This is a genomic window from Variovorax sp. 679, assembly GCF_003952185.1.
Taxonomy (GTDB): Bacteria; Pseudomonadota; Gammaproteobacteria; order Burkholderiales; family Burkholderiaceae_C; genus Variovorax.
In genome coordinates, this window is the sequence record NZ_RXFS01000008.1 from 403,635 (window position 1) to 416,606 (window position 12,972).

Genomic DNA, 12,972 nt, shown 5'->3' on the forward strand with positions numbered 1-12,972 from the left:
AACCGTGTGTGGAGCAGGGCTCAGATCAGCCCCGAGTACGCCGCGTAGCTCACGGCCTGGGCGCGCGAATGCACGTGCAATTTCTTGTAGATGTTCTTGATGTGGGCGTTGACGGTCTGCCCCGAGATGCCCAGCTTGTTGCCGATCTCCTCGGTGACGTGGCCGCGCGCCACGAAGCGCAGGATCTCGCACTCGCGCGCAGTGAGCGTCGCTTCGCGCGGCAGCGTTTCCGCCGGCGGCAGCGCACCGAGAGGACGGTGGCTCAGCCGCGAAAGCAGCCTGCGCGCCAGCCGGGGCGTGATGGCCGCGCCGCCGTTCACCACCTGCAGCACGGCTTGGGCAAAGCTCTGCAGCCATGCATCCTTCAGCAGGTAGCCGGTGGCGCCCAGCTCGAAGGCGTGCAGCACGTGCGACTCGTCTTCCAGTGCCGAGATCACGATGATCTCGCCGGCTCGGTGATGCTCGCGCGCTTCCTGGATCAGGTCGAAGCCGGAGCCGTCGCCCAGCCGCAGGTCGACCATCAGCACGTCGAACTCGTGCGTGGCCAGCAGCCGCCTGCCGTCGCGCAGGCTGCCCGCCTGGCCTTCGAGCTGTATGCGCAGGTCCGACAGCAGCTCCTGGGCGATCACGCGGCGCATGAACTCGTCGTCTTCCACGAGCAGCACGCGCACCGGCGAATCTTCCTGCCCGGTCAGGAAGCCGGGCCACAGCGGCGTGGCGGGTGCGCAGACGCCAGGTGGTGGATACCCCGGTCGGCCGGCGCCCTGCTCGCCGGGCGGGGGAGAAGCGTTGTCAGGCATGGCTGTGTCCCAGGTTGGAGTTGATGTTGGCGGCGATGTCGACATCGTTGTTGTTCTGGAAACGCGGGAGATTCGCGGCGAAGGCCGGCGCCGGGTCGTCGAAGCCGTGCGGGTTGGCAGCCTGCCAGCGCCAGCTGTCGGCGCACATCTGGTCGAGGTCGCGGCGCGCGCGCCAGCCGAGCGCGAGGAATGCGCCGTGCGCGTCGGCCCAGTAGGCAGGTGCGTCGCCGGGGCGGCGCGGCCCGATGCGCAGCGCGATGCGGCGGCCGCTCGCGCGCTCGAAGGCAGCCACTACCTCCAGCACCGAGGCGCCATGGCCGGTGCCGAGGTTGGTCATGAGAATGCCCGGCCGGCGCGCCGCATGTCGCAGCGCCGCCACATGGCCCTCGGCCACGTCCATCACGTGCACGTAGTCGCGCACGCCGGTGCCGTCGGCGGTGTCGTAGTCGGCTCCGTGCACCACCAGGCACTCGCGCTCGCCGGCCGCGACCTGCGCGACGTAGGGCATGAGGTTGTTGGGCGGCCCGTGCGGCCGCTCGCCGAGCAGGCCGCTCTCGTGCGCGCCCACGGGGTTGAAGTAGCGCAGGCAGGCGATGCCCCAGCGCCCGTCGGAGTGCGAGAGGTCGGCCAGCATGCTCTCCACCATCGCCTTGGTGCGGCCGTAGGGGTTGACCGCGCTGCAGGGCGCCGTCTCCGCGATGGGCGAGGGCTGCGAGTCGCCGTACACCGTGGCCGACGACGAGAACACCAGCGTGCGCACCCCGGCGCGCCCCATCGCCTGCACCAGCGAGAGGGTGCCGCCCATGTTGACGTCGTAGTAGCCCAGCGGATCGGCCACCGACTCGCCGACCGCCTTCAGCCCCGCCAGGTGCACCACCGCGCGGATCCGGTGCGCGGCGAACGTGCGGTCGAGCGCCGCCGCGTCGCGCACGTCGGCGCGCACGAGTACGGGCTCGACGCCCGTGATGCAGGCCACCCGTTTCAGCGAGCGCGCGTCACTGTTGACCAGCGTGTCGAGCACCACGGGAAGATAGCCCGCGGCGATCAGCGCCACGCAGGTGTGGCTGCCGATGAAACCGGCGCCGCCTGTGACGAGGATCCTGGGGGCGGGCATGGTGGAGCGTCCTTTCGGCTATGCAACGGCGCAGCGCTGCAGTTCCTTTTCGAGGCGCTGCAGGATCACGTTGCGGTCCAGCTCGGCCTCGGCGAAGCGCCGGCCGATCGACCCCATCAGCTCGCGCGTGGCGGGTGACATGGAAAGCTGCTCGATGGCATCGGCCAGCGCGGCGGCGTCGCCGGGCTCGACCACCACGCCACGGCCCCACACGGCCTCGCTGAGCGCGGTGCCTGCGTGCGCGGTCACGATCACCGCGCGCCCGCTGGCGAGCATGCCGCCCAGTTTCGACGGCATGACCAGGTCGGCCGCATCGGCGCGCTGCGGCAGCACATGGATGTCGGCCATGCCCAGCAGTTCGCTCAGCCGCCCGGCTGGCTGCAGGTCGAGGAAATGCGCGTTGTCGAGCCGCAGGCAGGCATCCATCAGCGAGGCGCGGCTCGGGCCGTTGCCGCAGAACACGAAGTGGATGTTGTGGGAGCACACCAGCAGTCGCGCCGCATCGGCCAGCAGCTCGATGCCCTGCTTGCTGCCGAGGCTGCCGGCATAGAGCACCACCACCGCGTCGGCCGGAATGCCGAGTTCGGCCCGGTAGCCCTGCGCGGACGCGCCCGCGGCCAGCGCACCGCGCTTGACGGGCCGGATGGCTTCCACGTCGACCCAGTTCGGGAACAGCACCAGCCGGGACTCGTCCACGCCCTTGTCCCTGGCCTTGGCGAGCATCGTGGAGGAAATGGTCGATACGCGGTCGAACTTGCGCATCAGCCAGCGCTCGGCCGCCAGCGCGAAGCGGCGCACCCGTTCGCCGCGCACCCAACCAAGGCCGAAGGCCGCGTCCACCTCGTAGTCCTGGATGTGCAGCCACGACCTCGTGCCCAGCAGCTTGGCAAGGCACAACGCGGCCGGCGCGCAGGAAATGGGTGGCTCCACCACGAACACCACGTCGGGCTTCCAGCGCAGCTGCGCCAGCAGCAGCGGAATGCTCGACAGCGTGAACGACAGCAGGTGCCCGATGCGCCCCAGCGCGCGCGGCTTCTGCGGCACCCAGGTGGGCGCGCGCCAGACAGTGATGCCGTTCCAGTCGTCCTTGCGATAGGCCCATGCCGAGTACCCCTCGGACACGGCCCACTGCGGGAAGAAGGGCGGCGACGCGATCACCCGCACCTCGTGCCCGCGCGACTGCAGCCACTCGGCCATCTCGCCCGAATACTTGCCGATGCCGGCCAGCTCTGGCGCGAAGTTCATCGAGTAGACGAGGATCTTCATGACACCCGCCCCCGCGCCAGCAGGCGCACGATGGGGAAGAAACCGAAGTGCAGGCGCATGCGCGTCTCGCACAGCACGAAGTCGGTCACGCAGGCAATGAAGAACACGTAGTGCGGCTTGCCCGGGAAGAGCACCGCCACCACGCCGTAGGACGCGAGCCGCAGCACCACCTCCAACAGCGCCCAGCGGCCGAGCGAGCCCATCGAGGTCTGCAGCGAGAGCACCATCTCGTGGTGGATCGTGTAGGTGCGCAGCAGGAAGTACGGCGCGATGCACAGGAAGATGGCGCGCGCCTCGTTGCCCAGCTTGAGCAGCGGCGCGGCGACCGTGATGAGTGCTGCCAGCCCGACGAAGAGTGCGCAGCCCAGCAGGAAGGAATGCCTTGCGAGGCGCAGCTTCGCCGCGGTGAAGTTGCCGGCGTCGGTCTGCAGCATCGCGGGCGTCTTCGTGACCAGGAAGGACTGGACGAACTGCGAGGGCGCCTCCGCCAGCAGGAAGGCCAGCTTGAAGGCTCCCACATAGCCCAGCGGCATGAAGTACGCCACGATGAGCAGGTCCGACTTGCGCAGCAGGAACATGAGCAGCGAGTACACCGTCGCGCTGGCCTGCGAGCCCAGGCCGAGCGCGGCCCGGCCTACCGGCGGCGCAGCCCCGTTGGCCGGCAGGCCCACCGCCAGGCATACGACCACGACGGCGATCAGGTTGATGAGCAGCAGGTGCGGCAGGCCGAGGTCGAAGCGCACCGCCACGCACAGGCCCACGCCGGCGACCAGGATGGTCGAGCGGATGCCGGCCTCCAGGTTGAGCAGCCCCGCATGGCCCAGGCCCCGGCTGAAGGACAGGCGCAGGCTGTTGAACGCGAACACGGCCAGCGTCGCCACCAGGATGGCGAACGGCGCATCGCCCACGGGCAGGCGCTGCATCGTGAGGATCACGGTGACCAGCACCGTGGCCAGCGGCAGGCCGATGGCCAGCGTGCGCACCACGTCGCCGCGCGTCACGCCCGGCGGCACCGTGGCCGCATGGCGCGAGAACAGCAGCGAGCTGCCCAGCGTGCCCACCACCAGCGCCACTTCCATGACCGATTGATAGATCGAGTATTCGCCGAAGCGCGCCGGCGAGATGCTGGCCGCCATCAGGAAGATGGCCACGAAGCCCGACAGGTACACGTAGAACCGGGAGGCCAGCGCGCCCAGCCCCGACAGCCAGGCCATGCGCCCGCCGGGCAGCGTGAGTGGCGGGCTGAAGTGCTTCATGGCGTCGGCTCGCTTCGCGTTCGCTTGTTCGTCTACTTGCCGGCCGGCACGCGGTGCACGCGGCGCGTATCGAACAGCCGGCGCGTGAACGCACCGGCGCGGAAGGCGTTGTTCTTCGCGCGGCGGGCCATCTGCAGCGCGTAGGTCACGGCCGCCACGGTGAGCATGTGGCCGCGCAGCGCGTAGGGCATGGCCATCTTGGCGCTGCCCTGGAAGTGCAGCGCCACCACGCGCGTCATGTCTCCCGAGGTGCTCGTCAGCCAGGCCTTGCCCTCGCGCCAGGCGATGCGCTTGGCGCCGCCCAGCACCTTGAATTCGTGGCGGTGCAGGTTGTGCATGCCGTTGATGTTGTGGTCGACGACGGTGCCGTCGAGCACCCGGTTGATCGGGTCGTCGTTGCCAGTGGCATTCGCCCAGAGGTAGAGCAGCGTCATGTCGGACACGCCGCCGCGCACGCCCCGCGCGGCGAAGCGCGCCGCGATGTCGCGCAGCTTCCTGCGGCCCGAGGGCGTGGCGTAGCTGTCGAGCACGTAGGCCACGAAGCGGCGCAGGCCGTTCGCAGTCCAGTAGCTCACGTGCGGCGAGACCTGGCAGGGGTTCCAGCCGTCGGCCGACTGCATGCGCGATCCCGAGAAGTCGGCCCTGCCCGCGAGCCGCCTGATGTGGGGCCCGGCGCCCTGGAAGAGCAGCACATCGCTGTCGATCAGCACGAAGTCGCGCACTTCCGGATGGGATTCCAGAAACCGCGCTAGGAGAAAGTAGCGACGAAAACAGATCTTCTCGAACTCCGGCGTATTGCTCGACAGGTGAACGTACGACCGGCAGAAGCGTTCGTAGGCCGGGCCCGCGTCGGTGTCCGACAGCACGAACAGCGACTCGCCGGCCAGCGCCGCCGATTCGCGGCACAGCGCGAGGGTCTTGTTCTGGCGGTCTTCGACCACGATGAAGGGCAGGGAGGAGTTCATGGTGCCTGGTGAAGGGTTGATGGGATGTGACAGCGATTCGTTGGTCCGGTACTTCAGGGCTTGCCGCGCGCCGTGACGCTCTTCATCAGCGTGACGTGCGCGGGAAGAAAGCGGCCGGCGGCATCGATGGGCATGTCCAGCGTGAAAAGGCCGCGCGCGGCGGCGGCTTCGGCGATCCAGCCGCGCAACTGCGCGGCCGTGAAGCGTGCCGGCGCCTCCCGGCCCCACGAGGCGCTCAGCGGCGTCAGCACGTGGAGCGTCAGCTCCGACGGGGAGGCAGTGAGATGCGCAGGCGGCTGCATGTATTCGCCGGCCATCAGGTTCTGGCAGGGCGCCGACTTGGCGCTGAAGCGCTCCGCGCCTTCGCCCGCGTTGAAGGCGAGCAGGCGGCTGGCCGCGCCGGCGCGCGCCGCGGAGCAGAGCATTTCCCAGCCGGCGGGCGTGATGCCCTTGGTGTTGTAGGTGCCGTCGAACCACCAGCCGCTCGCGAGCGCGCCGTAGCGCTCCGACCAGTCCCGGATCACGCTCGACCATGCGGCGACGAAGCGCGCGGGCGGCGGCTCCTGCTCCGACACGTCGCCCAGGCATTCCATCAGCGCCGGGTCGGCCTGCGGCGCGCGGAACGGCAGGTACAGGATCAGCGCGATGCCGCGGCTGCGCAGGGCCCGGCCGATTTCCAGCGGCAGGTCGCGCGGCGGACGATTCGCGGCGCTGGAGGGGCAGAGCACTTCGAGCGCGGCGTTGGGTGCGATGTATTGGCCGCTGTTCTGCCCGAGCGTCAGGATCAGGTGCGAGGCGCGCATTTCCGCCAGTGACGCAGCGAAGGACTCGACGTCGAAGCGCCTGATTTCGCCGATTGACTGCTTGTCGGGCAGGTAATGCACCATCACGCCGAAGCCCGGCACCGGAAGGGGGGCCGGCTGTGCAAGGACCGCCAGCGGCAGCGCCGTCAGCAACAGAAGCGCCGCGAGAAGACGCGCGACTGACGGCAGGCGCTTCGTCGTCATGGCATGGCTCCCGCCAGCGACAGCACGCCGCGCTTGAGCATGAGATAGCGCCCCGCGACGTTGGCGGGCGCGCAGGTGGCGGCGTGCATCCATGCCGGGCGAGTGCGCTCGTGGTGTTCGAGGTACTGGGCGAGCGGATGCGGGTCGCCGTCGTCCGGACCCACGAAGAAGGCGTAGTCGGAAAAGAGCTCCCGGTGCACCGGGATGTCCGACAGCAGCAGCGGCACGCCCAGCGTCGCCGCCTCGGCCGCCGACAGATTGAAGCCCTCGAAGGTGGACAGCGAAATGAACGCGGTGGCGCCCTGGTACAGCCGCAGCAGTTCGTCGCGCGACACCAGCCCCCGGTGCCGGACGCAGTCGCGTATCTCCGGCGCGAGGACCGACACCATGCGCTCGACCGCGTCCGCGCCGTTGCCGGTGATGTCGAGGTAGTCGACCAGGCCGGCGCTCTTCATGCGCTCGAAGAGGGCCAGGATGCCGCCGAAGTTCTTGTGCGGGTAGTAGTGGTAGGCCGCGATGAGGTAGCGTCCGCCGGATGCGGGGACTGGTGTCGTCGTTGGGCGAGGCGCGTCCACCGGGTTGAAGATCACTGTCGAATGCCCGCAGCGGCCGAAGTGGCGCTCGAAGTCCCGCTGGCTGCTGCGGCTGATGAAGACCACGTCCGCCGCGCTGCGCGCCGCGCGCCACAGGTTCCAGTCGAGGAACAGGCGCTTGCCGCGCCCGAAGTACTGCGGATGCGCCTTGTACTGCAGGTCATGGACGATGACGATCGAATCGCGGTGCCGCCCCAGCGGCGTGAGCGGCAGGTAGTAGTTGGGAAACACCGAGAACAGCTGCTCGCCCGCCAGCAGCGCGCGCAGGCGATGGAAGTTGTAGAGCAGCGTGTCGAGCACGAAGCGGCTGATGTTCAGGCGCTGCGCCAGCGCGAACAGGCGCGGATGTCGCTCGCTCACCGGCTCGACCCGGTCGTCGGGCGACAGCCGCATGTGGCGCAGCAGCGCCTCCGACACGTTGAGCACGCCGCCGGCCGCCCTGTTGAGGCGGATGGTGTCGTAGTAGAGGTAGGTGGGCATGTTCGCGTTCTTTCTCAGGCGCTCGGCAGGCCTTGCCGCACGATGCGCGCGGGTGAGCGGCGGGCGCGCGAGCTCAGTGCTCCGGCGACGGCCGCGGCCAGCAGGCCCGAAACCATGAAAGGCCCCCAGCCCAGGATCGGCCCGCGCATGAAAGGTACGTACGCGGCCAGCAGCACCAGCGCCGACAGGTAGGCTCCCGACACCGGGCGGTTCGGATCGACGGCACGGTCGACCACCCGGAACCCGGCCGAGATCGCGAAACCGAAGAGTGCCGGCCCCGCCAGTCCGAAGTCGAAATACGCGGTCGTGAACGGCGGCAGCGACAGGTTGCTCTGCGAGAAGTTGCCGAGGATGGCCGACCAGCCGAGGGGGTCGAACTCGGGAAACATCTTCAGGTCGCGCGGCAGGAAGAAGGAGAACGCCGAGAGCAGGTAGCGGCCCCAGCCCAGGTCCGGAATGGGCGCGCGCTCCAGGATGCCCGCGACCACGAACATGGCGTCGAAGTCCTGGCTGAAGGGGAAGGTCCGCAGTTCTTCTCCCCACATGCTGCCGCGCGACAGCAGGTTCAGCACCGGCCCCAGTCCCGCGATGGCGCCGAAGATCGTCCCCGCGAGCAACCAGCGCCGGCTGCGCCCCAGCGCGTGGATGAGCAGCGGCAGCAGCCCGATCAGCAGGACCTGCCGAGCCGTGTTCACCGGGTTGGCCGCCGCGATCGCCAGGCCGAAGGCCAGGCAGGCCGCGCACCAGGACCATGGCGTCCTGCGGCGCGCCGCGTGGATGGCCAGCGCCACGAAGCACATCAGGACCACGAGCTTGGGCAGCGTGGAATAGAAGATGAAGTCGATCGGCACGTTGTCCTCGCCTCCCGCCATGCCCACGACGCCGCGCGCCACGAAGTTGAGCTCGGGCTTGATGAACAGCGAGGCGAAGGCCGCGAGCGAGCAGCTCAGCAGCAGGAGAAGAGGGTGGGCCACGCCGACCAGCTGCCTGTCGTGGCGCCCCGGCAGGTGCTCGGGAGCGTCGGGCACGCCGAGCCGCGCGGCCTCGATGCCCGCCATGTACAGCAGCAGGAGCATCAGCGCCTGCGTGTGCGACTCCGTGCGCATGACGCCCGCGTCCCAGAACTCCAGGTCGTGCGCGATCTGCATTGCCGGCGCGATCGAGAAGTAGGTGAGGATCGCCGCGTAGTGGATCAGCAGGAACACGCTGCCGCCGGAGCCGCCCAGCATCGAGAGCTGGACCAGCGACAGCACGGCCACCGCCGCGTAGCCCCACACGGGGTCGACGAAGCCGCACAGCATGGCGCAGACGATGCCGGACCAGAAGGAGAGGGGGCGCATGGCGGGCCTGCTTTGCGTGGGCGATTCAGGCGTGAACGTGCGGCTGCACCGGATCTGCTTCCTCGACCGGACGGATCGCCCGCTGGTAGTCGGCGTAGGTGCGGCGCAGTCCTTCGGCCAGCGGAACCGTCGCGTGCCAGCCGAAGCTGTTGGCGCGCGAGACGTCCAGCAGCTTCCGGGGGGCGCCGTCGGGCTGGGCGAGGTCGTAGCGGATGGTGCCGGTGTAGCCCACCACGTCGCGGATCAGTTCGGTGAGCTCGGCGATGGACACGTCCTCGCCGGTGCCGAGGTTGATGTGGCCGCGCATCGCATCGGTCTGGCGGTCGTACTCGGCACGCGACAGGTTCATCACGGCCAGGCAGCCTTCCACCATGTCGTCGACGTAGAGGAACTCGCGCCGCGCGCGGCCGCTGCCCCAGATGAGCACGCTGGGTGAATTGCCGATCTTCGCCAGGTGAAAGCGCTGGATCAGCGCCGGCACCACGTGGCTGTTCTCGATGTGATAGTTGTCGCCGGGGCCGTACAGGTTGGTCGGCATCACGCTGCGGTAGTCGATGCCGTGCGTGGCGCCGTACTGGCGGTTGTAGCTCTCGCACAGCTTGAGCCCCGCGATCTTGGCGATCGCGTAGGGCTCGTTGGTGGGCTCGAGCTTGCCGTTGAGCAGGTATTCCTCGCGGATCGGCTGTTCGGCCATGCGCGGGTAGATGCAGCTGGAGCCGAGGAACAGCAGCCGCTTCACGCCGGAAACAAAGGCCTGGTGCGTCACGTTGGTGGCGATCGCGAGGTTCTCGTAGATGAACTGGGCCGGATAGGTCATGTTGGCGTGGATGCCGCCGACCCTTGCCGCCGCCAGGTAGACCTGGTCGATCTGCTCCGTCGCGAAGAAGCGGGCTACGGCCGCCTGGTCGAGGAGATCGAGCTCGGAGTGGGTTCGCGTCACCACGTCGTGGCCCAGTTCGCGCAGGCGCCGTGCCGTCGCCTGACCCACCATGCCGCGATGACCTGCAACAAAGATTCGCATATGAGCTTTCGGTGAAGAGGTTGATGAAGTCCGAGGAAAACGAAGCCGGAGGAAGAAGAGCGGGTCCGCTAGCGCGACCCGCGCGCGCCCGTCACCACGCCGAAGGTCTTCAGCAGGATCAGGAAGTCCCGCCACAGCGACAGGTGCGCGACGTACTCCGCATCCATCGCGGCGCGGCGGCGGTAGCTGATCTCGTTGCGTCCGCTGATTTGCCACAGGCCGGTGATGCCCGGGCGCACGGCGCAGTAGTGGTCCCAGTAGTCGCCGTACAGCTCCTTCTGCGCGAACATGCAGGGGCGCGGGCCGACCATGCTCATGTCGCCCTTGAGCACGTTCCAGAACTGCGGGAACTCGTCGATGCTGTACTTGCGCAGGAAGGCGCCGAAGCGGGTGATGCGCGGGTCGTGCTCCAGCTTCTGGTAGACGGCCCACTCGCGCCGCGCGGCTTCGTTCTGGCGCAGGTGGCGCGCGAGCACCGCGTCGGCGTCGGCCACCATCGAGCGGAACTTGTAGAACTTGAAGACGCGGCCGTTCCTGCCGTAGCGCGGCTGCATGTAGATGGCCGGTCCGCCCGAGGTGTAGAGCACGCCCAGCCAGATGAGCAGATAGGCCCAGCCGAAGAAGACGAAGAAGGAGCCGGCCATCAGGACGTCGGCAGTGCGCTTGGCGCGGCGCAGCCAGGGCGCGCCGCCCAGCGGCATATACGGGGCCGTGTTGGCGGCGGCGCCGATGCCCGAGTTGCCGGGGCCCCGCCCCGTTCCCGTGGAGGAGGTGGATCGCAGCGTGTTCATGATTCGGCGTGCTCCGGCAGGATGCGCTTGGGCATGACGGTGTCGGCCGTGTCCAGCGCGAATGGCGGTTCGCGGCGCGCCACGGGGGCGTAGCCGTAGTAGCCGTAGCTGTAGCTGCGGTTGTGGCGGCGGGAGGTGTCTACCGCGTTGAACACCACGCCGTGGAAGGCCGCGCCCACATGGGCCAGGCGCTTGCTGGCTTCCAGCAGTTCACCCATCTCGCTGTTGTCGGCGCGGGCCACCATCAGCAGGGTGCCCATGCTCGGCGCCATCGCGGCAGTCTCGGAGGCGAGCAGCGTGGGAGGCGCGTCGACCACCACCACGTCGTAGCGCGCCGAGAGCGTCGACAGCGCATGCGCGAAGGCGTCGCTGGTCATCAGGCCGGCCGGGTCCGGGTGCAGCGTGCCGGCGGACATCACGTCCAGGTAGGGCAGCACGTGGTGGTGAATGGCCTGCTCCAGCGGCACGCCGCCGGCGATGGCGTCGGACAGCCCGTCCTTGCGCTGCAGTCCGAATTCCTCGCTCAGGCTGCCGCGGCGCAGGTCGGCGTCGATCAGCAGCACGCGCTTGCCGGAGGCGGCCAGCAGCGTCGCGAAGTTCGACGACACGAAGGTCTTGCCCGCGCCGGCCGTGGCGCTGGAGATCAGCACGCGGTTGTTGGGCGCGCCCATCATCACGAACTTCAGCGCGGTGCGCAGCCGCCGCAGGCCCTCGAGCGCCGGGTCTTCCACGTGCAGCGCGGCCAGCACCTTGATGCCGGGCTTGCCGTCGCGCACGGCGCGGTCGAGCACGCGCTGCTGCGTGCTCAGCGGGATGGTGGTGTAGACGTTCAGCCCCGTGACGGCCTCGATGTGGTCGGGGCTGCCGATGGAGCGCTTGAGGTTCTTGCGCGCCAGCGCCGCCGCACCGCCGGCGAACAGGCCACCGGCCAGCGCCAGCGCGACCACGATCAGCGACTTCGGCCGCACCGGCTTCTCGGCCACCAGCGCCTGGTCGAGCACGCGCACGTTCGCCACCTTGCCTTCCTTGGCCAGCCGCATCTGCAGCGAGCTGTTCAGCAGCGTCGCGTAGAGCTCCGTGTTGACCTTGATGTCGCGCTGCATGCGCAATGCGTTCTGCTGCAGCATCGGCATGCGGCGGATGCGTCCGTCGACCATGCCCAGCTCCCGCTTCAGCGAGGCGATCTGCGCGTCCAGCGTCTTCACCATCGGATGCTCGGCGGTGAAGCGGCCCACCAGGTCCAGCCGCTTCTGCTTGGCTTCGAACAGCTTGGCCTGCAGGTCCACGTTCTGCGACAGCGCATTACGGGCCTCGTCGTCCAGGTTGACGGTGCCGTTCTGGTTGCGGTACTGGTTGTAGGCGTCCTCGGATTGCTCCAGCTGCTGCTTGAACTTGGGCAGCTCGGTGCCCAGGAAGGCCAGCGCGCGTTCGGCCTGCACCGTCTTCTGCTCGATGTTCTGCCGCACGTACAGGCCCGCGATCTCGTTGAGCACGGCCGCGAGCTGGTTGCGGTTGCCGGACTGGAGGCTGACGTCCATCACGCCCGACTGCTTGCCCCGCTCGACCACGCGCAGGTCCTTCTGCAGGCCCAGCAGCGTGAGCTGCTTCGAATTGCGCACCAGCTCGAAGGCGGCGCCGGGCCGGGCCTCGATCGAGCCCACCAGCAGGTGCAGCGCGCCGCCGGGCACGGTGGCGTCCAGCGGTGTGCCGACCTTGCCGTGCAGCGGAGACTCGATGCCCGGGTTGGTCAACACGTAGTTGCCGTCGGCCCCGGCGATCAGCGTGAACTTCTTGCCCTCGAGCGCAGGCGGCACGTCCATCCGTGCGACGGCGATGTTCTCGGTGCCCGAGACGTAGTTGCCGTAGCCGAAGATGCCGGGCGAGGAGAGCTGGCTCGAATGCCGCGAGAGGAACTCGCCCACCACCGGGATGTAGCGCGGCTTCGCGTCGATGTAGAGCAGGGTGTTCTCCATCGCCTGGCCCAGCACCATGCGCGAGCGGAGGATCTCGGTCTCTCCGGCGGTCGGCGTCTTCACGCTGATGCCGCCGCCCCCGTTGGCGTCGCCGGGAAAGTTGCCGCCCGAGCGGTCCGGGTCTTCCACCTGGATCAGGATGTTGGCTTCGTACACGCGGGTGCCGAACAGCGCGTAGCCCACGCCCGCCAGCAGCGCCAGCGCGGCGATGCCGGCAATCAGCCAGCGGCTGTCGATCAGGATGTCGAGGTACTCGTGGAACCGGGATTCCCGGGCCCATGCGGTGGTTTCCACCACAGTCACGGGAGCCGCCGCGGGGGCGGGAAGCGTAGGTTGCCAGCGCGCGTTCATGAGTGTCACCTTTTG

General features: G+C 69.0%; 11 protein-coding genes. All 11 read right to left on the minus strand.

Annotated features, from left to right (window positions below):
- Positions 1-20 precede the first annotated feature (20 nt).
- The gene (locus tag EJO71_RS22835; protein ID WP_125950942.1) at positions 21-800 is read right to left on the minus strand and encodes a response regulator transcription factor; all 780 of its coding nucleotides are present in this window, start codon (positions 798-800) and stop codon (positions 21-23) included.
- Positions 793-1,914, minus strand: a complete 1,122-nt coding sequence (gene galE / locus EJO71_RS22840; RefSeq protein ID WP_125950943.1) for a UDP-glucose 4-epimerase GalE — start codon at positions 1,912-1,914, stop codon at positions 793-795. The genes EJO71_RS22835 and galE overlap by 8 nt, the downstream gene beginning before the upstream one ends.
- Before the next feature lie 18 nt (positions 1,915-1,932).
- Positions 1,933-3,180: a glycosyltransferase WbuB gene (locus tag EJO71_RS22845; protein WP_125950944.1), complete on the minus strand. Its 1,248-nt coding sequence runs from the start codon at positions 3,178-3,180 to the stop codon at positions 1,933-1,935.
- Entirely contained in the window at positions 3,177-4,436 is a 1,260-nt protein-coding gene (locus tag EJO71_RS22850; protein ID WP_125950945.1) for a polysaccharide biosynthesis protein, read from the minus strand. Before EJO71_RS22850 ends, EJO71_RS22845 begins: the two co-directional genes overlap by 4 nt.
- A gap of 32 nt (positions 4,437-4,468) precedes the next feature.
- Positions 4,469-5,401: a hypothetical protein gene (locus tag EJO71_RS22855; protein WP_125950946.1), complete on the minus strand. Its 933-nt coding sequence runs from the start codon at positions 5,399-5,401 to the stop codon at positions 4,469-4,471.
- A 53-nt stretch (positions 5,402-5,454) separates the two neighbouring features.
- A complete protein-coding gene (locus EJO71_RS22860) occupies positions 5,455-6,408 on the minus strand; it encodes a hypothetical protein (protein WP_125950947.1) in 954 nt (317 codons plus the stop codon).
- Positions 6,405-7,481 (minus strand): glycosyltransferase, encoded by a 1,077-nt coding sequence (locus EJO71_RS22865; protein WP_125950948.1) that lies wholly within the window; start codon positions 7,479-7,481, stop codon positions 6,405-6,407. The genes EJO71_RS22860 and EJO71_RS22865 overlap by 4 nt, the downstream gene beginning before the upstream one ends.
- A 14-nt stretch (positions 7,482-7,495) precedes the next feature.
- Entirely contained in the window at positions 7,496-8,821 is a 1,326-nt protein-coding gene (locus tag EJO71_RS22870) for a hypothetical protein (protein WP_125950949.1), read from the minus strand.
- Positions 8,822-8,846: 25 nt separating this feature from the next.
- Positions 8,847-9,842 carry a GDP-L-fucose synthase gene (locus EJO71_RS22875; RefSeq protein WP_125950950.1) on the minus strand — a complete coding sequence of 332 codons (996 nt, stop codon included), beginning with the start codon at positions 9,840-9,842 and terminating at the stop codon, positions 8,847-8,849.
- A gap of 68 nt (positions 9,843-9,910) precedes the next feature.
- A complete protein-coding gene (locus tag EJO71_RS22880) occupies positions 9,911-10,633 on the minus strand; it encodes a sugar transferase (protein ID WP_125950951.1) in 723 nt (240 codons plus the stop codon).
- Positions 10,630-12,957: a polysaccharide biosynthesis tyrosine autokinase gene (locus EJO71_RS22885; protein ID WP_125950952.1), complete on the minus strand. Its 2,328-nt coding sequence runs from the start codon at positions 12,955-12,957 to the stop codon at positions 10,630-10,632. Before EJO71_RS22885 ends, EJO71_RS22880 begins: the two co-directional genes overlap by 4 nt.
- Positions 12,958-12,972 lie beyond the last annotated feature (15 nt).